The following is a 23,117-nucleotide window of genomic DNA, read 5'->3' on the forward strand; positions in this document are numbered from 1 at the left end:
CTAAGATTATGGACGATCGCCAACCCGTTTCCCTCGCCCGTCGTGTACTGAGCTATCTCATCTGCTCTCTGGTGGCCATGCAACCCGTGCTGCCGGCTGTAGCCGCGCAAATCACCCCGGTGACGCCAGGCACGCAGATGGACAAAGCAGGTAACGGTGTGCCGGTTGTCAACATTGCCACACCAAACGGCGCCGGTATCTCGCACAATCAGTATCAGCAGTACAACGTTGGCCAGGAAGGCGTGATCCTCAACAACGCCACCGGCCAGCTCAACCGGACGCAGCTTGGCGGGCTGATCCAGAATAACCCTCATCTGAAAGCGGGCCATGAAGCGCAGGCGATTATCAATGAGGTCACGGGCGCCAGCCGCTCGCAGCTGCGGGGCTATACCGAAGTCGCGGGTAAGGCTGCCAACGTCATGGTGGCTAACCCGTACGGCATCACCTGTAACGGCTGCGGCTTTATCAACACGCCGAACGTTACGCTTACCACCGGCAAGCCGCAACTTGATGTCAGCGGCAAGCTCTCCGCGCTGGAGGTGACGAAAGGATCGGTCATCGTTGAGGGCAAAGGGCTGGACGGCAGCAGCGCCGACGCGGTAGCGATCGTCGCGCGCGCGACCGAAATCAACGCCGGGATCTACGCAAAGGATCTCTCCGTCACCGTGGGGGCCAACCGCGTTGGCGCAGACGGCTCCGTCACTCCGATAGCCGGAGAGGGTCCCGCACCGTCGGTCGCGGTCGATACCGGCGCGCTCGGCGGCATGTATGCCAATCGTATTCATCTGGTGTCGGGCGAGAAAGGCGTGGGGATCAACCTCGGCAATCTGGCTGCGAAGCAGGGTGATATCAGGCTGGATACAAACGGTAAGCTGACGCTCAGTAACAGCCTGAGCAGCGGCGCCCTGACGGCCAGTGGCGCATCGGTTGCGCTCAATGGTGATAACAAAGCCACCGGGCAAATCACCGTCAGTGCACAGCAGGATGCCACGCTGGGGCAGGGTACTCTTGTCAGCGACGCCGGTATCGCCGTAACCGCTAAAGGTCACCTGACCAGCAACGGCACCACCCTGACGGCGGGCGGCGATATCCGGCTGAAGGGATCTACTCTGACAGCGAATCAATCTACCCGCGCCAACGCCGCTCGTAACATTCAGCTTCAGGCTCAGAACCAAATCAGTAACAGCGGTCAGTTTACCGCGGCTGACAGCCTTACCGCTGATACCCGGCAGCTGGACAACAGCGGCGCGCTGGCCGCAAGTGCTATTAAGGTAAAAGCGGATAGCTTACAGAATCACAAGGAGGCAAGCGTCGCCGCGACCCGCAGCCTGATAGCGGTGAGCGACAGACTTCTTAACCAGGGCGTGCTCTCTGCACCGGCACTGAATATCAGCAGCGCGCAGACTGAAAACAGCGGGCTGCTGCAGGGAACCGGTGCATTAAGCTTCAGCGGCGACAGCCTGAACAATCTCAACGGCGGCACCCTGAGCTCTGATAACGCCTTTTCACTGAATCTTCCGACGCTGAACAACAGCGGGCTGATCAGCAGTGGCACCACGCTGACGCTGAGCGGTCAGCGCCTGACAAACTCAGGTGAGATCAACGCCGGGAATCTTACTGCGCTGAATAATACAATCCTGAATAACGCGGATGGCTCGCTACTTGCCGGACAAACGCTGCAGCTGAATAACCAGGAATTGACCAACAGCGGGAAATTAGCGGCTCTTCGCCTTACCCTCAGCAGCGACGCCATTAATAACAGCGGTACGCTGCAGGCCAAAGAGATGCTGCAGACAGAGAGCCAGCAGTTTACCAACAGCGGGAGCGTGCTCAGTGAAGACCAGCTGATGCTGGATACCGCTGCGCTCAGCAACGCCGGTTCACTTCAGGGCCAGCGGCTTAATGTTAATGCAGATCGCTGGCTGAACAGCGGGAAAGCGCTGAGCCTGGCGGAAGGCACCTTAACGACCGGCAGCCTGACCAATACCGGCACTATTTTCGGTCAGCAGGCACTGGACGTAAACAGCGGCGAAACCATTAATAATGGCCTGCTTCAGGGGACAACGGCGCTCCGCTTCAGCGGTCAGCGCCTCACAAATCAGGCAAAGGGCATCGTCAGCTCAGATAACAGCTTCGGGCTCGATCTGCCGGAGCTGAATAACGCCGGGCTGATCTCCAGCGGTGCGGCCCTGACACTGAGCGGCGGCAGCCTTATCAACGCCGGAGAAATCAGCGCTGCCAGCCTTACCGCAGACAACGGTAGCGTCAGTAATCAGCAGGGAGGAGTGCTGCTGGCGGATAACGCCATGCAGCTAAACAGTGGCACGCTTTTCAACGCCGGACAGATAGCCGCCAGTCAGCTTGATATCAGCAGTACCACCGCCGGGAACAGCGGCCTGCTGCAGGGTAAAGAGACGCTGCAGGCAACAGGAGAGCAGCTGACGAACAGCGGCACGGTGCTGAGTGGGGGGCAGCTGACGCTGAAGCAGGACCGGCTGGATAATCGCGGGCAGATGCAGGGTCAGCAGCTTGACCTGAGGGCAGGCGACTGGCAGAACAGCGGTAGTGCGCTGAGTGAAGGCGACGCAACGATTGCTGCCAGCACGCTCGCTAACAGCGGTAAAATAGTGGGCCAGCAGCACATTGAGATTACGGGAAACGCCGACAACAGCGGCTGGCTGCTTGCACAGGCGCTAACGCTGAAGGGCGATCTGGTCAACGGCGGGCTGATACAGGGTACCGATGCCCTCGCATTACAGGGCGCTACGCTCGTCAATCAGGAAAACGGACAGCTGCTGACGGCAGGCAAAGCAGACATCCGGGGCTCAGCGCTGAACAATCAGGGCAGTATTCAGGCGGACCAGCTCGACCTGAAACTGGAAAACTGGCAAAACGCTGGCAGCAGCCGGGCAGCCAGCCAGCTTAGCGCCAGCGTGAATGGCGTGCTGGATAACAGCGGTACGCTGATAAGCGAACAGGCGCTAAACCTGCTTAGCAGCGAACTCAGTAACGGCGGTACGCTGGCAGCAGACCGCCTGGACATCACCTCGCCACAGCTGACTAACTCAGGCCTGCTTCAGGGTAACAGCGCGCTCTCGCTCAGCAGCGCGAACGTCACCAATACCGCTACGGGTAAATTGATCACCGGTGATTCCCTCTCATTTGCGCCAGTGACACTCACCAATGCCGGCCTGCTGCAGGTGGCGGGTGATCTGAGTCTGACCGGGCAGCGCGTCACTAATAAAGGCCGCATTACAGCTACAAATCTGAGCGCAATGCTGGATGGTTCACTTGATAACGATGCGGATGGGCTACTGCTGGCACAGCAACAGGCAGTTATTCAGGCTAACACCCTGAATAACGCAGGCACTATCGCCGCACAGCAGGTAAAAACCACAGGGGTAAAGCTGCAGAACCAGGGTCTGTTGCAGGGTGATTCGCTGCTGACCGCAGAGTTTAGCCAGTTTGATAACCTTCTCCATGGGCAGCTTATCAGCGGTGATGCGTTCTCCCTCAGGGGCGGGGCGGCCAGCAATGCAGGCGTGTGGCAGGGTCAACACCTCGGCTATCACTTCACCTCACTCTCCACCCGGGGCACGATCAACGGCATCGCTTCCCTCAGCGGCACCACAGATACGCTGCTGGACAATAGCGGCAGCCTGCTCTCCGGTGGACACGCCAGCGTGACAGCCGGTAGCCTGACGAACAGCGGAAAGGTGATGGCAGACAGCCTCACGCTTCGCGGTGATGCGCTGAACAATCAGGGACTGTGGCAGGGTACGACGGCGCTGGATGCGCAGGCGACTGACCATCTGCAACAGTCCGCAGGCGGTCAGGCTTTGAGCGGGGGAGACCTGCTGCTGAGTGCGGGCACGCTGGAGACTTCCGGTACGCTGCAGGGTAAAAGCACGCATGTCAGCGCAGGAAGCTGGCAGCATCAGGGATCGCTGCTCAGCAGCAGTGACCTCACGGCATCGGTCAGCGGAGATCTGAATAATCAGGGCGATCTGCTGTCTCAGGGTGCAGCGCAGATTGACGCACAGAACCTGAATAACAGCGGCAGGCTGCTGGCAGAAAAAGCTGTCACGCTCCGCGGCGGTGCGCTGAGTAACAGCGGTACGGTACAGGGCGATACGCTCGCCATCTATCCCGCCAGCGTCACCAACCAGGGCAGCCTGATTGGCCTGCGGTCGCTGACGCTCGGACCGGCTCCCGCCAGCGGGCTGCGTTTGTTTATGGCACAGGCGCAGCCCGCACGCGCGCTGATTAACAGTGCAGGCGGCCAGCTTCTGACGCAGGGTGCGCTGCATATCAGTGGCGACACCGTGACGAATAACGGCACCTGGCAGGGGCAGCAGATCCTGCTGGATGCCACCAGCCTCACTAATAGCGGCGCTATTCAGAGCGCCGGCGACATGCAGCTGAATCTGAGAGATACCCTCACGTCCACTGCCGGCAGCAAAATTACTGCCAGCGGCAGCGCCGCGCTCAATGCGCGGAGTTTCACCAGCCAGGGGCAGTGGATTGCCCGTTACCTTACGCTGCAGGGTGCCGCGCTTAACAACAGCGGCGAGATCTCAGGCGCTGAAGGAGTGACGACAACGTTGTCGGGCGTACTGACGCAGCAGCCAGGGGCGGCATTGCTGAGCGGGGGTACGCTGGATGTGCATGCTGCTACCGTAGATAACGCAGGCCGGATGCAGGGCAGGGATCTGCTGCTCAGCAGCGGCAGCATCACGAACAGCGGCCACATACAGGGCGACAGCAGCCTGCAGCTCAACGCCAGTGGACGCCTTATCAATAACGCCAGCGGCACATTCCTGAGCCAGAACAGCCTGACGCTGACCGCGCCCGAACTCTATAACTATGGTGTGATTCAGGGAGCCACCAGCCGTATTACCACCAGCGGCCTGGCCAGTAACAGCGGCAAACTACTCTCTTCGGCAGATCTCACGCTGAATGTACCACAGCTGGTCAACAGCGGCTGGCTGCAGGCATCGCAGCTGATGCTCAATGCGGCCAGTGCCAGCAACAGCGGCACGCTGATGGCAGATCAGCAGGCGATTCTCACCGGCTCCAGCCTGCAGAACCAGGGCAGCGCACAGGGCGCAAACCTGACGGTAAATTACGCGCAGCTCACGAACAGCGGCACGCTGCTGGGTACAAATCAACTGAATATCAACGCTGCACAGGTCACGCAGCAGGCGGCGGGTAAACTGTTCAGCGGCGGCAGCCTGCTGCTTGAAAGCACGGGATTTGATCAGCTGGGACAAGTGGTGGCGCTTGGAGACGCCACGCTGAAACTAATTAACAGTTTTACCGCACACAATACCCTGGCCGCAGGAAACCGCCTTACCATCAGCAGCAAGGGTGCGATCGACAATCAGGGCACGTTGCAGGGGCAGGCGCTGACGCTGAGCGCGGACGGCGATTTGATTAATAACGGCCAGCTCACCACCGGAAGTGGCGACAGTAGCCTGAGCGGTCAGCGTATAACGATGAACAGCGCAGGCACGTTACAGGGCGGGGGAAATATCGCGCTGAATAGCCGCAGCGATGTGGCGCTCAGCGGCTTTACCGGTACGCGTGGCAGCCTTACCCTCTCCTCACCGGGCAGCATTGTAAACACAGCCCTGCTGTATGCTGGTCAGAATCTCTATCTGTACGCTGACCGCATTCAAAACCAGCGCGGCGATATCCTCGCGGGTAACAACCTGTGGATGCAGCGCGACGCGGCGGGGAATGCGAATAGCGAGATAATCAATACATCGGGCAATATAGAGTCGCAGCAGGGGGATATTACCCTGCAGACCGCGCACCTGCTGAATCAATGGGAATCCATCTCGGTGGGGCCAGTGACAACGGAGAATGTGGCAAATAGTTATGCGTCTGAAACGCCGGGCACTGTGGAAATCCCTCTGGATGCATTTCAGCCAGGAGAATTAAAATATTATTTTACGGATCACCCGATTCCGCCGGGACCTAATTTTAGAATTTTCGATGTCACCCCGATTCCCACTGACTTATCGAAAAGTCATGAGGCACTGGTCGCCCGGACCACATCCAGCACGCAGGTCAGTGGGCAAGCAGGAAGAATAGCGGCTGGCCATAATTTAAATGGCCAGGCCACCACTTTAGATAACCTCGGCAGTTATATTCTTGCTGGCGGGAACCTCTCGCTTACGGGTCAAACATTAAATAACCAATCTTATCTGTCAGGCACGCAATCTGTCTGGAGAACCTACACTCCTTCAGATGCTTACAATAAATATAAGCCGGTACTTGAAAGCGGTGGCAGCTCGCAATATCTCCGGGATAATTTAGATGATTTAATTTATAAAGGCGATGCCATCTATTTTCATGACTACAATACTGGCGTCATGCTTAAAAAAAGTGTGACTTACGTTGCCACAGAAAATTATCGCACAGAAGGCAGCACGTCTATTCGCGGCGTTATTCAGGCGAATGGTAATGTCAGCGCGAATTTTGCCGCTATCGTTAACAACAGCGAATCGAATGATGTTCGTGGCACCATTACGCCAACGCTTGCTGCACCTGCGATAGCCGGTCTGGCTAACGCCGGGATCGGCAACGGTTCGCAACGCCTTGGACTTGAGCAAGCTTCAGCCTTTACTGTGGGTAGCCCTGAGTGGGTTGATGAGGTATTCCGTGCGGTGCAAACCGTTAATGGTGCAGGATCGCTGGTGTCGCCCGATACGACGACCAGGGGGCTAAACATCATTACTGATAAAACGGTAGCGCTGCAAACAGGTGGTCAAAAAATTGCTCTGGTGCAAAGCGCTGAGGGTGCATTTATACCGCAGCCCGGAAGATTGCCCAAGGGGCAAAAAGTTGATATCAGCGCCTGGCCGATTCCGTTAACACAGAATGGCTATTTTACGGTCTCGCAGGATCCTGCCAGCCCCTATTTAATCACCGTCAACCCGAAGCTCAATGGCTTAGGGGCTCTCGATCAGAGCCTGTTTAGCGATCTCAATACCCTGCTTCATCGCCAGCCTTCAGCCGCGCCGGCTGAGACGCGCGGTATCTATACCGATACCCGTCAATTTCTGGGATCTTCCTATCTGCTGGATCGGTTGCAGCTCAAACCGGAGCAGGATTATCGCTTCCTTGGTGATGCGGCATTTGATACCCGTTATGTCAGCAATGCGCTCCTGAGCCAGACCGGGAATCGTTATATCAACGGCATGGGTTCCGATCTGCAACAGATGTCCTGGCTGATGGATAACGCAGCGAAAGCGCAGCAATCGCTGGGATTAGCGTTCGGTGTATCACTGAATGCTGACCAGATTGCTGCACTTGACCACAGTATATTGTGGTGGGAACAAGCGACCATCAATGGACAGACAGTGATGGTGCCAAAACTTTATTTGTCACCTGATGACGCCACCGTGGCCAACGGCAGCGTGATTGCTGGCAATAATGTTGCGCTGACGGCAGATAATATCCGCAATAACGGCAGCACCATCAGCGCGAAGCAGAATGTCGCATTAACCAGCCAGGCGCAGATTGATAACATTAACAGCAGCTTAATTAAGGCGGGCGAGGGCGTAAATCTGAGTGCCTTAGGGAATATTAATAACATCGGTTCGACGATCAGTGGCAGGCAGGTGGCGCTTGAAAGCGTCAGTGGCAATATTGTTAACCTGACCAGCACTGCCAGCATCAATAATAATTCAATCTGGAGCCGCTACGCTCTGACAGAGCAGGGAAATCAGGCTGCCATTATCTCAACAGGTAATCTCTCTCTTGTAGCCGGAGACAGCGTTCTCAACACGGCCTCTCTGCTGAAAGCTAACGATGACCTGAAGATTCAGGCGGTGAACGATGTCTGGCTCGGCGCGAATACGGTTAACAGCAGCTTTACTAATCGTTATCGTGACAACGCCACCACCGCCGCGGTGGGCAGCACGCTATCTGCTGGTTCGGCATTAACGATTAATGCCGGCAAAAACCTTTCCGTTGTGTCAGGCCAGCTTAATTCAGGTAAGGATATGTCGCTGACGGCAGGTAATGATCTGGCTCTATCATCTCAGCAGTCTGGCACCCATGATTATAGCCGTAATACAGAAAGTCATCGCTCTGGTGCCGAACGCACGACCGTTTCCAGCGGCGGAAAACTGACGCTGGTAGCCGGACAGGACATCACCAGCCAGGCTGCTGCGCTGGTGGCAGAAGATGATATCGGACTGAAAGCGGGCCGCGATATTAACTTAAACGCTGAAGAGTTCAGATCGGGTAACAGCGAACGCGGCAGCAGGAAAACGATCGTCAACGAAACGGTACGCCAGCAGGGTAGCGAAATCGTCAGCGGTGGCAGCACCACGCTGCTGGCAGGGAATGACATTACCAGCCAGGCCTCGACGCTCACAGCCAACAAAGATCTGGCATTGCAGGCCGGACATGACGTCAATATCACTACGGTAACTGAAAGTGATTACGCCTACCGGGAAGAGACCAAAACCCGGAAAAAGCACTTCAGCAAAAAAACCACGCATACGCTCAGTGAAGAGAGCGCTACGGCAGAAAAAGCCTCCAGCCTGAGTGGCGATCGCGTTTCAATTATTGCCGGCAATGACCTGCTGGTGAAGGGCTCATCGGTTGTGGGTGAAAGTGACGTCGGGCTGAAGGCAGGTAACGATCTCAACATTACTGCCGCCACCGATACCCAGACACGCTATCGCCTGAGCGAGACCAAAAAAAGCGGCATGTTCAGCGGCGGCGGTATTGGCGTGACCTTCGGCAGCGCATCATCAAAACAGGAGCTGAAACAAAACGGAACAACCGAAAGCCAGAGCGCCAGCACCATCGGCAGCACCGGCGGCAACGTTACAATGGTGGCGGGGCAGAATGCGCGCGTGGCGGGTTCAGATGTGATTGCGAAGCAGGATATCAGTCTGGCTGGTGGGTCCGTGACCATCGATCCGGGCAACGATACGCTTACCCGCCGTCAGAGTTTTGAGCAGAAGCAGAGCGGATTGACGCTGCAGCTCACCAGTCCCATTACCGACGCGCTGCTCAGCCTCGGTTCGCAGGCCAAAGCTGCTGGTGAGGCGGGAGACAATCGTCTGAAAGCGCTTAATGCCGTGAAGATGCTGGAAAGCGGTTGGGCAATGTCGAAAGGCGCCACGCAATCCGCGACCGCGCTGGCTAACGGCAACGTACGCGAAGCCGGCATTAAGATTGCGCTTAACGTAGGCGCCAGCAAGAGCAAATCCTCATCTGAATACAACACAAATGTGGTGAGCGGCAGCTCGCTTAACGGCGGTGGCAACGTAGCGGTCGTGGCCACGGGCGCCAAAGGCACCAGCGGCGACCTGACTCTGGCTGGCAGCAATATCACCGGCGGAAACGTTACGCTCGCTGCCGCGCATGACCTTAATCTGGTCGCAGCCAGTAACAATACCGAACAGAAGAGCAGTAACAACGCCTCCGGCTGGAGCGCCGGAGTGCACGTGGCCATCGGACAAAAAACCGGTATTGGCGTACAGGCCAGCGGCTATATGGCCAGCGGCGCGGAGAACGGCAGCAGCACCACATACGTCAACAGTCGCGTCAACGCCAAAGAAAACCTGACGCTGAGCAGCGGTAATGACACGCTGCTCTCTGGTGCCCAGGCACTGGGCAATAGCATCAGCGTGAACGCGGGGAATAATCTCACCCTCTCCAGCCTGCAAGATACGGATAACTACCAGAGTAAGCAGCAGAGCGCCAGCGGCGGCTTCAGTTTCACCTTTGGCACTATGAATGGCTCATTCGGGCTAAGCCTGAGCCAGACTAAGGTCAACAGCGAGTACGCCAGCGTCGGCGATCAGAGCGGGCTGTTTGCCGGTAACGGTGGCTATGACATTTTTGCCGGCCATCATACGCAGCTCAACGGCGCGGTGATTGCCTCGACTGCAGATGCGGCAGACAACAGGCTTTCCACAGGTACGCTGGGCTGGGACAACATTGAGAACCACGCGGAATATCACGCCAGCAGCACCTCTGTAGGGATCAGTGGCGGCAATGACGGGACTAAACCCTCTCTTCTCCCGACTCTGGTGAATATGAGCGGCAGCGCTTCCGGTACCACGCGATCTGCTGTTGCAGACGGGACGCTGGTCATACGTGATAAAGCACAGCAGATACAGGATGTCAGCGGGCTGAGCCACGATACGGACAATGCCAACGGTCACATTGATAAGATCTTTGATAAAGAGAAAGTCGGTAATCAGCTGGCCTTTGCGCAGGGCGTACAGGAGCTGGCCGGTAAAGTAGTCGGCGACGTTAAAGCCTACAAACTGGACGCGGCAGCTGAAGAAACCAAAGCGCGCCTGCTGAAGGAGCACCCTGACTATGCCGGCAAATCATCGGATGAAATGAACACGCTGATAGAGCATGACCCGGGGTATAAGGCGGTCGCAGATAAGTGGAGCACAGGCGGCACTTACTCTATGGTGGCGACGGCGGTAGCCAGCGCATTGGGAGGACTCAGCGCCAATAATCCGGGAGCGGCTGCCAGCGGCGCCATGGCACCTTTTATCGCAAATCAGATTAAAAAGGCCACCACAACTTATGATGCAGACGGTAAGGAGCATATCGATCTGCTGGCCAATACTATGGCGCACGCTGTGGCAGCCGGTGTACTTGCCAGAATGGGAGGCGGGGACAGTACTGGCGCAGCTGCCGGCGCGGCAGGCGGAGAACTCACTGCGCAGGCAATCATCAAGGTCATGTATCCGGATACGCGGCCTGGCGAACTGACTGAGAGCCAGAAGCAGACCATCAGCACCCTGAGCCAGCTGGCAGGAGGATTTGCTGGTGGCATCGCGTCAGATTCGTTAATGGGTTCTGGCGCCGGCACGATGGCAGGTAAAAATGCAGTAGAGAATAATTCTCTGGCAGTGATTGCGCGCGGCGGTCAACTTGCGGTTGAGGGCTGCTTAAAGCTTACGGCATGCCGTAACCAGTTGATCGAGAGCGGTCTGGGAGCGCTTATTGGGGCCTCTGCTGCAACCTCAGCCGTTGAGCAACTCTCATTCACTGAGAAAACAAACGTCATGCTGGCGGCTATGTCCGCCGATCCGGCGTTGGTAGAAAAACTGTCGTCCGCTGAACGTAAAGCCTATGATGAACTACAGCAACAGAAAGGGCTGATTACGGTATTGCCTGTGCCGGAACAGGATCCAGCGGGTGGTAAGCTCGTTAATCCAGTTCAGGATATGAATAGCGGAACGTCTCTGACGTCACCTGACCAACGGGATCAGAACAGCAGCAGTCACACTGGTAGCGTGAGTGGTGCACCGGACACCAGTGTTAATACAACGGCCACACCGATTGCTGAACAAAATAAAGAAGAGCTAGCGTATCTGGCAGGCGGTTATGAACCGAACAAAGGTGCTGTAGGGAATATGGGCGAATTCTTTAGGCAACAAGGCTTTGGTAGCCTGGTAAAAGATGGTTCACAGAAAACCAGCAAAATTTATCAAGGGCAATCTGTCTATAAAGCCTCTGGCAACCTCAGTGATGAAGTTCGCAAAGGCGATCAATTTTATCTTGATGCCAGCCATAAAAATCATCTTGAAGTGTTTGACAGTAAGGGTAACTTTAGAGTTGTTTTGAACTTAGATGGCTCCGTTAATCCGATTAAAACAAAAGCAGCTGCTGCTGAAGGGCGGAAATTACCCAAATGACGAAAGAAATTAACTTTGACGAATTAAAAGACATTTACCTTCAGTTGCTTGAGGCGATGCCAAATCAGCCAATAAATGAAAACGATCTTTTGATAGATTATAGTGCGCAACAATGTGCCTCATTTCATCGCGGCCTTGAGTTGCTTGGGAATGCTAAGGCGTTTCTGGAAAAGGCCCGAGTGAATGATGATAAGATTGCAATGCAAGTAGCGCTGGTTTATATCCGGGTGCACTCAATGAATTTATCAAGCTTTTTTGATGCATTTAAAGAAGATGCTGATGCTTTGCTGAAGTCCTCTGACTGGCCGGATATCCCTGAAGATTACGAAATACCTTCGCACTATAATTATCCTGTTAAGTAATACGGAAATGATAGCCATTAAATGGCACTCAATCATTGGGTTGCCATTTAAAAATATTGAGAGATATGGGAGTAACTCAGAAGGTAAACGGCAGTTTTTTAAGATCCAAGCTTAATTAAATGGCAATTAAAACCAGTGCGACTTTACCAGGGGATAATTTACTATCGGAGACAAATTGTCTCGCTCGGACCTCTATAGGCGCACAAAATTCAAGCGAAACTGGCAGTTGATGCACACGCGGAAGATAACACTCTCTCGCTGAACTATCAGCATAATAGCTGTAGGATAACATACTTGAAGCCTTATTTATTACAGGAGCTATAACAGCCTGTTAATGCCTGAAGGACGACATGAACACTATCATTTGACAAAAAAATATAGTAAGGAAACGGCATGGTCAGTAGATTTTAAATTAAATAATTGCTCTCTGGCATTGTCATTAGATGCTGAACCAGATAACAATCCTACTGAAATTAAAAATCATCGGAAAAAGGTCTAAAGTATCTCACATGCAGAAGTTTTAGAAAAGTAATGTGCGCTTTATTTATTCTACGAAGATTAATTAAAGAGTCCATTTTCAGATCGATTGCAAACAGCCTTTGGATTCATAACTAAGGAGTCGTAATGAATAAATTTTCCTGGTTTCTCAGCCTGATGCCACCTTTGCTAGCCATCATCATTTTAAGAACTTATCTTGGATATTTTGACAATGTATCTCTCTTTACTGAAAACCTGACGGTAGCTGGTATATTTAACTTTGTCTTTATTTTTATGATCCTGACCACGGCAGGATTTTCGATAATTTTCTTTTCTTCTTCAATACTTTTTGCTCTTTTCATACCAAAAAAATCACCAACGATACATAATTATCGAGAAGTGAAAATTAAAATTACGGTAACAACACTGTCTTCAATTCCACTGATTGTACTTTTCTTTTTTGGCTGGGCTTACCTTTCCACCTTTTACCCTGCGTTCGGGTCATTGATAGCTTGGGCAGCATTTATAGCGTGGGTAACCCTGGTTTTTTTAGTAAATTATTTTTTTATGATTCAACCTGTCAGAAACGCACAGGGCTATCAGCCTATAAAGCTTCGTCGAAAGACCTATTTTATCCTGCTTGGAGGGTGCCCTGTTTTCATTCTGTTCATTGTGGCCCTGAGTTTTTCATTCTCTTTCGGTACCATTATTAGTTGGGTAGACAAAAAAACAGCAGGAGACAGTCTGGCTGTGATGCTTAAGCTTGCCGTACTGGCCACTGGGTTAGGTATCCTTCTTATTTTGCCAGGTGTCATCTATGCTAATTTAGAAGAGAAAGAACTTGATAACGTATGGTTTATCCGAATATCTGCTGCGATGATCTTACTATGGCCCATGCTTATCAGTACATTCGTGCCGTCATTCTTCCCCATGCTGGTGGATAAAACGTTGTCTTTTGGAGGGGTGTCAGACTGGAAAAGCAGGTATTATCAAATTGACGAGAGTAAAATTCCGTCATCTCATTTTGGGAGTAAAGTTTGGCAGACCAGCGTCATGGTTTCAGGTAAAAGCTATAGCGTAAAGGGCATGCTAGTATATTCACTCAATAACGCTAAGCTCTTATGTCCGGATTCTGTACAACAGCACTACCGAAATATGCTGCGATTTGTTCCATGGGACCGTGAGTATGATAAACGTATGGCATTAAAGCTTAAAGACGTTTCCACCCGATGTCAGCCATTCCCTCAGGGTGGAGTAGTGAGATTATCTGAAAAGTCATAAATATCTTCAGTATAATGCCTGCTGACTGACAGGCATTTGTCAGAGCAAACCAGAACTGACAATCAAGCCGAGGCTATATCCTATAAACCCGTGGCGATCCAAGCGGCAGAGCCTCTGCAGCTAAGCATAAGGACACTGAATCGTCTGGCTCTCTTCACCGCTATCTTATCTCATTTACGTACATAAAGTGCTCAGTGCTGTAGCGATGGTGCGCCAGAATCACGGGGATGGCGCTCTGATCGAAGGAGACTTCATCTATCACCATAACGGCCTGCGGGAGCGTCAGCTCAAGCAGGGTGGCATCCTCTTCATTAGCCAGAGATGCCGTGATCTGCTCGCGTACCGCGGCCAGACGAATGTCGAACTGCTCAAACAGATACCGGTAGAGCAGAGGAGGCAGCTGTTCTGCGGCGGGAAATGCTGGCAGGCGACTGGCTGACAGAATGAGCGTCTCATGCATCGCCGCAATACCGTTGACCCGCCGCAGGCGCTTTAAACGATAAACCTTGTCACCCGCTGCAATTTGAAGCTTTTCGGCTTCCCCGGTTGTTGCCAAACTTTCCTGATAATCCAGCAGCAGGGTTTCAGACAGCAGCAATCCCCCTGTTTTATCGTGCAGACGAAAATACTGGAAGAAGTGACTCAGGTTATGCAGCGGGGCCCAGCCCGTGACCACCGTACCGGTTTTTCGCCGGCGCATCAGCATCCCCTCCGTGGTAAGCGCGCTTAACGCTTTGCGCATTGTGCCCACCGACACACCAAATCTGGCCGCCAGGCTGCTTTCGCTTGGCAGAATCGTGCCGGCTGGCAGCTCTCCCTGCAGGATGGACTCACTGATGTGACGCTTGATCACGTCATGCAGCGGGGCACCTTCGCCTGCATTCAGCCGTGTAAACGGCACGGTGTTACCTGCGTCATAGTTTTTTTGCATAGCTGCGATTACCGGTTGACCCGTGTTGATAAATTGCATTATCTATAAACTATATAGTAATACAACAGGTAATCGCCCGGTGGATAAAAATAATCGTTTTAACAATGCGTTAGACGTCATTAGCCAGGATACCTTACGTATCACCGAGGATCTTCAGCGCATGCTCGCCGTGGATACCTGTTTTCCGCCGGGCAGCGGTTACGCGGCGTTTGCAGACCTGATGACGCAGATGCTGGCACCGATGCAGTTTGCTTTTCAGCGCGTGTCTGTTCCGGAAGCGCTCTGGCAGGTCCCTGACGGCAGTGCACAGGGTGAGCGTGTAAATCTGCTGGCGACGCTCAACTGCGGGGCAGCTGAAAACTGCAATCTCTATTTTCATACCGATACCGTACCTGCAGGTGATGGCTGGCGCTTTCCGCCGCTGGCGCTGACCGTGGCAGAAGGCAGGCTCTACGGTCGCGGGGCAGCCGATATGAAAGGCACGATCGTGGCAGCGATTGCCGCCATCCGCTCAGCACAGGCCTGCGGCCTGCCGCTGCGCTTTAATCCGGTATTTCTACTGTGCACCGACGAAGAGGGCGGTCTCTATCCGGGTATTCGCTATCTGGCAGAGCAACAGCTTTTTTCCGGACATCTGCTGAGCTTCAACGGCGGTGCGGTACCGCGCATCTGGGCCGGATGCTTTGGCAGCGTTGACCTCAAAGTGATTGTGAGCGGGCGATCCGCGCACTCCGGCGATCCAGTCGCGGGCATCAATGCCATTGAAACAGCACTTCCCCTGATGAACGCGCTGTATCAACTGAAAGGGCAGGTTGAGCAGCGCACGTCTGCCATGCCGCCGCCACCGCATTATCAGGGAAAACCTCTTACGTCACTGCTGACGCTCGCCGCGGTACACGGCGGCAGCAAAGGCTCCACAATCCCCGAACGTTTTGAACTGCTTATTAACCGCCGGTATGCGCCTGAAGAGGCGTTTGATGAGGTCTGGCAAGAGCTCACATTATGCATCAGTCAGGCAATGGCGGAGAGCCGCGCGCTGGATGTCTCCGTGCAGCTGATTGGGCATCTGGCACCGGTAGCCGATCCTTATGGACCGCACTGGCCACGCTGGCAGGCTGCGCTGAGCCAGGGGTTTGGCTTTCCTGATAACGCTTTTAAACCGTGGGGATCATCCACCAGCTCAGATATGGGTTGGGTGCAGCGTGCAGGTATTCAGGAGATTTTACTGGGTGGCTTAGCCCGCCCCGACAACCGTATTCATGCCACCGACGAGTTTACAACGATGGCAGATATCATCGCACTTTCGCAGTCCATTCTGGCGTATCTCGCCAGTGATTTTCAGCCAACCCAGGGTATTTAAACCAGCGAGGAAGAGAAAATGTGCGCAATGAAAGCAGTAAACCGCCGGCAGTTCATCGCCGGTTCTGCGGTTCTGACGGGTGCAGCTGCGCTGTCCGGATCTTTCTCTGCCAGCGCCGCGCCGGTGACGAGCGCCACACCCGGCGGCTCACCTCGCAAGGGGGGCGTGCTGCGCATCAGTGTTGACCAGGCGATTAGCGTGATCAACCCGCATCAGGTACGCGTCAATCCGGAATATCTGGTGGCCGAGCTGCTTTACAGCGGGCTGACGCGCCTGACGCAGGAGATGAAAGCGGAGGCGGATTTGGCGCAGTCATGGCAGGCCAGCGCCGATCTCACGCAGTGGACGTTTACGCTGCGCCCCGATTTGAAGTTCAGCGATGGCACTCCGCTCACCTCCGCTGACGTAGTCGCCAGCCTGCAGGCGCTGCTCGACCCAAAGAACGCGTCGCCTGCGCTGCATAATATTGGCCCCATCAGGTCGGTCAGTGCGAAAGACGACAGCACCGTACTGATTGAAACCGATACGCCTTACGCCGATCTGCCGGTCATGCTGGCCTATCCGGACGCCAAAATCATTCCCGCCAGTATTGCTCAGGGCCAGATAGACAAACTTAGTAAGCGTTCACTGGGCGCGGGTCCGTTCCAGCTGGTGTCATACGATCCTGAACGCAAAATTGTGGTGAAGCGTAACCCGCACTATTACGACCCGGCGCGCCCCTATCTCGACGGCGTTGAAGTGGTGGTCTATCCCGATGGCATTGCAGAGAGCTCCGCGTTGATCTCCGGCGATACCGATCTGATGCTGAGCGCTCAATCAAGCGAATTTGCCCGCCTTTCCCGATCATCCGGCGTACTGCCATTGCGGGTAGAGTCAGGCCAGTTTTTAAACGTGAACATGGGCTGCGATCAGAAACCCTTTAACGATGCGCGCGTGCGTCAGGCGCTGGCGCTGTGTGTGGATCGCCAGGCCTCCGTGGATTTTGTCGCTGACGGACTGGGTTCACCCGGCAATGATACCCCCATTAATGCCGCTTACCCCTGGTACGCTGATTTGGCCCGTAAGGCCGTGGATTACAGTAAAGCCAAAGCCCTGCTGGCAGAGGCAGGTTATCCCGACGGCCTCGATTTAACCCTGGTTGCCTCAGATAAACCTGCGACGCGAACCCAGCTGGGCATCGCGCTGCGTGAAATGGCGAGGCCTGGCGGCTTTCGCATTAAGGTGCAAACCATGGCGCACAGCACCTATCTCGATCAGGTGTGGAAAAAGGGCAACTTCTACGTGGGTTTCTACAATATGCAGCCCACCCCGGATGCCGTGTTTTCGCTGCTCTATACCTCAACTGCCGCATGGAATGAAACCCGCTGGAATAACGCTGACTTTGATGGCGCGATCAAAGCTGCGAGGGAAACCCGCGATGAGGCTCAGCGCAGCACGCTATATGCCAAAGCACAGCAGCTTATGCATGACGACGTGCCTTCAGTAATCCCCACCTTCTTCGACCTGCTGGCCGCAGGTCGCGACTATGTGGCGGGCTATCACCTGCATCCTCGCGGCGCGGTGTTCCGTCTGGATCATGTCTGGCTCACCGGCAAAGCGCCCGTACGCAGCGTTTAAGGAGAGATCGTGACCGCAAGCTATCTGCTTAAACGCCTTCTGCTGATGATCTACACCCTGCTGGTGGTGTCGTTGCTGGTTTTCGGTATTACACAGCTGCTGCCGGCTGACGCGGCTGTTACCTTGCTGGGGCAGAATGCGACGCCGGAAGCGCTGGCGGCAGTACGTGAGCGCCTGGGGCTGGATGCCCCGGCATGGCTGCAATACTGGCACTGGCTGACGCAGGCGCTGCAGGGTAATTTTGGTGTCTCCATGCGCAACGGGCTGGAGGTGGCTCCCTCACTGCTGACGGCGCTTTCGCGATCGCTGCTGCTGGCGGCCTGCGCGCTGATACTCATGCTGATCGTTGCTATTCCGCTCGGCATCTGGGCGGCCGTGCGACGCGGAAAAACCGCCGATGTTCTGGTAAGCGTCATTTCCTATGCGGGTATCTCTTTTCCCGAATTTGTTACGGCGACGCTGGTGCTACTGCTGTTTGCCGACGTCTGGCAGGTTCTGCCCGCGACGGGTTATGTGCCGCTCAGCGAGGATTTTGTAAGCGGGATACAGCACCTGATCCTGCCCGCTGTCACCGTGGCCCTGATTCTGGTGGCGCACGTCTCGCGCATGGTGCGTTCAGAAATGGTGGACGTGCTGCATACCGATTACATCCGGGCCGCCTGGCTTAAAGGACTGTCGCGCCGGCGTATCCTCTGGCGTCACGCGCTGCGCAACGGTCTGTTGCCCACCATTACCATTGTGGCGCTGGATGTGGGCTACCTGCTGGGCGGTATTGTGGTCGTGGAGGAGATTTTTGCCATCCCCGGCATCGGTCGTGAGCTGATCGTCGCAGTACAGGCGCGTGACCTGCCGGTGATTCAGGCTGGCGTCATGATCCTTGCCACAACCTATTCGGTGGTTAACTTTCTTGCCGATCTGGCCTACGTCATTCTGGATAAGCGGATTTCCTATGCCTGACATTTTAAAACGTTTACTCCGTTCACCGCAGGGCGCAGCGGGCGTTCTCATCATCCTGCTGGCATTACTTATGGTGGCCGGCGGCGCGCACGTAGCGCCCTTTGATCCCGAGTCCATCTCAATCCTGACACGCTACAAGCCGCCAGGTGCAGAACACTGGTTTGGCACCGATCAGATGGGGCGCGATATCTTTAGCCGGGTGCTGGTGGGCGCGCGCTCTACGATTTTGCTCTCTCTGCTGGCGACCGCACTCGCTATGGTAATTGGCTCGGTGCTGGGTACGGCAAGTGCCTATCTGGGCGGCAAAACAGACGAATTTATGATGCGTACCATGGATGCCGTTATGGCTATCCCGAGTCTGCTGTTCGCGCTGCTGATTGTCAGCACGCTGGGGCAGAGCAGCATGAATGCGGTGCTCGCTATTACCATCGCCTTTGTACCCGGTATGGTGCGCATTTCACGCAGCGTGGCGCTGGCTGCGCGTCAGCAGGACTACATTAATGCGGCTATCGCCCGCGGCGAAGCAGCCCACTACATCATCCTGCGCGAGATGCTGCCAAATATTCTGGCACCGATCATTGTTGAGGCCACCATCCGCGTGGCATTTGCCATCATGCTGTTTGCCACCCTGAGTTTTCTCGGTTTAGGCGCCCAACCGCCTGAACCGGAGTGGGGCTTAATGGTGTCAGAAGCGCGAACCTACTTCTTCAGCGCGCCGTGGATGATGCTGATTCCAGGCCTGGCAATTGCACTGGTGGCCATTGGCTTTAACTTACTGGGCGACGGCCTGCGTGATGTTCTCAACCCACGGAGCCACGGATGATTGTACAAACTGCACCGGTGCTGTCGGTAGAAAATTACAGCCTCGATTACCGGCTCACAAACGGGCAGGCGCTGCCCGTACTGCGTGATATCAATTTACAGGTGATGCCCGGTGAAGTGCTGGGGCTGGTAGGGGAATCCGGCTCCGGGAAAACCACCCTTGGCTGGGCAATCATGCGCTGGCTGGCGAACAACGCGCAGGAGAAAAGCGGGGATATCCGCCTTAATGGTGACAGCCTTCTGAATTTAGCGGCGCCGGCACTGATGGCGCTGCGTGGGGCGAAGCTCGGCATGATCTTTCAGGATCCGGGCGCATCGCTTAATCCGACGTTAACACTGGGCGAGCAGGTCACAGAAGTGCTCCGGCGCCACCGCAGGCTGAGCGCCCGTGAAGCGCAGGAGCTGGCTGAATCCCTGCTGCATGATGTAGAACTCAAACACCCGGCACGTATGATGCGACGCTACCCGCATCAGGTTTCGGGTGGGGAAAAACAGCGTATCCTGATTGCCACCGCGTTTGCCTGTCAGCCAGCCTGTATGATTTTTGATGAGCCAACCACGGCCCTGGATGTGATCAGTTCCGCACAAATTCTCGATCTCTATGAACGCCTGCGCGAGGAGACGGGCGTGGCATCGCTCTATATCTCGCACGATCTGGCACTGGTAACAAAAGTGGCCGACCGCGTCTGCGTACTGGAAAAAGGCCGTATCGTCGAGCAGGCAGAGACACAAACGCTCTTCACCGCACCGCAGCACAGTTATACCCGCCGGCTTATCGCGGCGGTGCCGAATCCACAGCACCGGCTGATCGCGGATGCTGCGGGCACGCAGCCGCTGCTGACGCTGAATAACCTCACCATCCATTATGGCCACCACGGCTTTATCGATCGCCTGCTGAAGCGCGAGGCCAATACCACCCGCGCCGCAAATGCGGTGTCGCTGACCGTGCATCAGGGGGAAATTCTGGGTGTGGTCGGCGAATCGGGTTCCGGAAAATCTTCTCTGGGCAGAGCCATTACCGGACTTGTGCCGTTTCACGGCGAGTTAAATTTCTGTGGTTCGGGAATGCAGGGCCCTGCGCAGATGGACAAAGCGTATCGCCGCCGCGTACAGATGATATTTCAGCATCCTGATGCCTCACTCAACCCCCGTATGACCATCGGTGAGATAGTTGCGCGTCCGCTTCGTCTGTACGGTTTGCCGCCTGGCGAAACGGAAGCGCAGGCGGTAGCACGTTTGCTTGAAGAGGTGCGTCTGCCGGCAGAGTTTGCCACTCGCTATCCCCATGCGCTTTCGGGCGGACAGAAACAGCGCGTGGCCATTGCACGCGCCTTTGCCAATCCCCCGGACCTGGTGATTTGCGATGAGATCACCGCAGCGCTCGACGTATCAGTGCAGGCCACCATCATTGAGTTGCTGCTGACGCTACGCCGTCGCTATGGCACGGCCTATCTGTTTATTACCCACGATCTCAACCTGATCCGTCAGATTGCCCACCGCGTGGCGGTGATGTATCGCGGCGCTCTGGTCGATGTTTTGCCCGGCGGGAATATGTCGTCACTGGCGCAACACCCTTATACGCGTGCGCTCCTTGACGCTGTGCATATTCCCGATTTGTCTCCGTCCGTCGCTTAATGAGAAGCACATGAATCCTGAACAGTTAATCCATCATATCGATCGCGCGTTTTGTCTCTCTTTCCTGGCCAAAATGGTGCAGCACAAAAGCTACAGTGCCACCGACGGCGAACGCGCGCTGGCAAGCTTTATGGCTGAACAGATGTCGCAGCTCGGGCTGGAAACAGAGCTGCAGAAGGTGACGGGCGATCGTCTTAATGCGATTGGGCGTCTGGCAGGCAGCGGCGGCGGTCACAGCCTGCTGTTTAACGGGCATCTTGACACCAACCCGGTTACCGAAGGCTGGACCGTCGATCCCTGGGCCGGCAAAATTGACGATCGGTTCATTTACGGTATCGGTGTTTCCAATATGAAAGCAGGCGATGCCGCCTATTTCTGCGCGCTGAAGACGCTCATTGATGCCGGCGTAAAGCTCAAAGGAGATGTGATCCTCACGTATGTTGTGGGCGAGTTGCAGGGCGGGATAGGAACGCTGGCAGCCATAGAGCAGGGCGTGCGCGCTGACTACTTTATCAATGCTGAACCCACTGATTTACAGGCGTTAACCATGCATGCCGGTTCGCTGATGTTTACCATCGAGCTAACCGGTAATACGCGTCACCTTTCAAAACGGGAAGAGGCGGTCGATGCTATCAGCGCCGCAGTTGAACTGATTCCGCAAATCAACGGCATGATTTTCAGCGGCGCTAAAAGCGACGAACATCGGAAAATTAATCGCGGCCATATCGGTACAGTGCACGGTGCGCTGGGGCGAGGGCTGGAGGAGTGGCGTCCGCCGCAGGTTGCTGATTTTGTCCGTCTGAAAGGATCGGCGCGTTTTGCACCCGGCCAGACCGTTGAAGGCGTGCTGGCCAATCTTCAGGCGCTGCTCGACAGGCTCTGTCAGCAGTATCCAGGCCTGAAAGCGGAGCTGTTTGATGACGGTATCCGCGACAAGCCCACCATGCTGCCTTTTGAAGTCTCACCGGCGTCACCGATTGTGCAGGCGGTAAACCGCGCCTGGAAAACCGTGCGCGGCACCGATCAGCCCACCGGGGCGATCACACCGCCAGCCTTTTATGGTACCGATGCAGCACACTTTTATCAGCATGCGGGCATGGAAGGTATCGTCTGCGGACCCGGCGGAAAGTACAACACCATGCCTGACGAGCGCGTCGAGATAAGCGAATATCTTGATATGGTACGCATCTATCTGCTCGCCATTCTGGATATCTGCCAGCAGGATGAACAGCCAGTGAAGCGGGATGTATGACTGCGCAGGAAGCTGCGCGACTGACCACTGTAGATGGAAGAGGGGCGTTAGTGAGCCTTCAGGGTTTTATGGGCTGATTGCCAAAAACGCTGATAAAACAACAACAAACGGCAAATCGGCGCGGCAAATTATCTCTTCAGCGGACCCCAAAAAGCGTCTTTACTGTCTATAGTGGATATCTGGTGCAGGGAACTGGTTAAATACAGATATACAGTAATGCGGCTCTGAATCAGACGATGAACAAGCCGTTATGGCGGGCTGAATCCCGATTAACGGAGGCTGATTACTGAGAGCCCAATATGGCGGACCGGCAGTATCATCTGCGTTGACTGCTCCCCGCCCTAAAGGGCGAGGATTCCCACTTCAACGCAACCTACCTGAGCCGCATTACGCGGCTTTAGGGTTTACAGTCGCTCCGTGGGCTAACACTGCCAGCCCGGCAGCTTTGATATTCTTTGCGGCGTTTATATCCCTGTCGTGGTCGGTGCTGCATTCAGGGCAGCGCCATGCACGGACGTTAAGCGCAAGTTTCGGCAGCGTGTAGCCGCAACTGCTGCAACGCTTCGTTGACGGGAAAAACTGGTCAATCGCGACAACAGAACGTCCGGCCCATTCGCCTTTGTACTGTAGCTGGCGAACAAACTCACTCCAGCCCGCATCCGCTATCGCTTTGGACAGTTTAGGGTTGCGGATCATGTTCTTCACTTTCAGGGATTCGACGCAAACA

At 55.1% G+C, this 23,117-nt stretch carries 11 protein-coding genes; 9 read left to right on the forward strand and 2 right to left on the reverse strand.

Annotation, left to right across the window (positions count from 1 at the left end; translation table 11 throughout):
- Positions 1-8 precede the first annotated feature (8 nt).
- The 3 genes from DBY66_RS15515 to DBY66_RS18045 all read left to right on the forward strand — a co-directional run bounded on the left by DBY66_RS15515 (position 9) and on the right by DBY66_RS18045 (position 13,816).
- Positions 9-11,696, forward strand: a complete 11,688-nt coding sequence (locus DBY66_RS15515; RefSeq protein WP_108570189.1) for a hemagglutinin repeat-containing protein — start codon at positions 9-11, stop codon at positions 11,694-11,696.
- The gene (locus DBY66_RS15520; protein WP_108570188.1) at positions 11,693-12,058 is read left to right on the forward strand and encodes a hypothetical protein; all 366 of its coding nucleotides are present in this window, start codon (positions 11,693-11,695) and stop codon (positions 12,056-12,058) included. Before DBY66_RS15515 ends, DBY66_RS15520 begins: the two co-directional genes overlap by 4 nt.
- A 624-nt stretch (positions 12,059-12,682) precedes the next feature.
- On the forward strand, positions 12,683-13,816 hold the full coding sequence (locus DBY66_RS18045) for a hypothetical protein (RefSeq protein ID WP_233499593.1): 1,134 nt from the start codon (positions 12,683-12,685) through the stop codon (positions 13,814-13,816).
- Between the two features lie 160 nt (positions 13,817-13,976).
- On the opposite strand, the gene DBY66_RS15530 is transcribed toward DBY66_RS18045, so the two are convergent.
- Positions 13,977-14,747, reverse strand: coding sequence for a GntR family transcriptional regulator (locus DBY66_RS15530; RefSeq protein ID WP_108570187.1), 771 nt, complete (start codon positions 14,745-14,747; stop codon positions 13,977-13,979).
- Between the two features lie 160 nt (positions 14,748-14,907).
- Here DBY66_RS15530 and DBY66_RS15535 point away from each other — a divergent pair, with 160 nt between their 5' ends.
- From DBY66_RS15535 to DBY66_RS15560, 6 genes are read left to right on the forward strand one after another with little or no spacing between them, the layout of a single operon-like run.
- Positions 14,908-16,107, forward strand: a complete 1,200-nt coding sequence (locus DBY66_RS15535; protein ID WP_108570210.1) for a M20 family metallopeptidase — start codon at positions 14,908-14,910, stop codon at positions 16,105-16,107.
- 18 nt (positions 16,108-16,125) lie between these two features.
- Positions 16,126-17,724: an ABC transporter substrate-binding protein gene (locus tag DBY66_RS15540; protein ID WP_108570186.1), complete on the forward strand. Its 1,599-nt coding sequence runs from the start codon at positions 16,126-16,128 to the stop codon at positions 17,722-17,724.
- Between the two features lie 9 nt (positions 17,725-17,733).
- Positions 17,734-18,681 carry an ABC transporter permease gene (locus tag DBY66_RS15545; RefSeq protein WP_108570185.1) on the forward strand — a complete coding sequence of 316 codons (948 nt, stop codon included), beginning with the start codon at positions 17,734-17,736 and terminating at the stop codon, positions 18,679-18,681.
- On the forward strand, positions 18,674-19,504 hold the full coding sequence (locus DBY66_RS15550; protein ID WP_071669467.1) for an ABC transporter permease: 831 nt from the start codon (positions 18,674-18,676) through the stop codon (positions 19,502-19,504). The genes DBY66_RS15545 and DBY66_RS15550 overlap by 8 nt, the downstream gene beginning before the upstream one ends.
- Positions 19,501-21,138 (forward strand): ABC transporter ATP-binding protein, encoded by a 1,638-nt coding sequence (locus DBY66_RS15555; RefSeq protein ID WP_108570184.1) that lies wholly within the window; start codon positions 19,501-19,503, stop codon positions 21,136-21,138. The genes DBY66_RS15550 and DBY66_RS15555 overlap by 4 nt, the downstream gene beginning before the upstream one ends.
- Before the next feature lie 10 nt (positions 21,139-21,148).
- A complete protein-coding gene (locus DBY66_RS15560) occupies positions 21,149-22,390 on the forward strand; it encodes a M20/M25/M40 family metallo-hydrolase (RefSeq protein WP_108570183.1) in 1,242 nt (413 codons plus the stop codon).
- A 387-nt stretch (positions 22,391-22,777) separates the two neighbouring features.
- On the opposite strand, the gene DBY66_RS15565 is transcribed toward DBY66_RS15560, so the two are convergent.
- Positions 22,778-23,117: RNA-guided endonuclease TnpB family protein (locus tag DBY66_RS15565; RefSeq protein ID WP_146745187.1), on the reverse strand; the 340-nt coding region annotated here is incomplete at its 5' end.

Source organism: Pantoea sp. RIT413, from assembly GCF_003057675.2.
Lineage (GTDB): Bacteria > Pseudomonadota > Gammaproteobacteria > Enterobacterales > Enterobacteriaceae > Pantoea > Pantoea eucrina.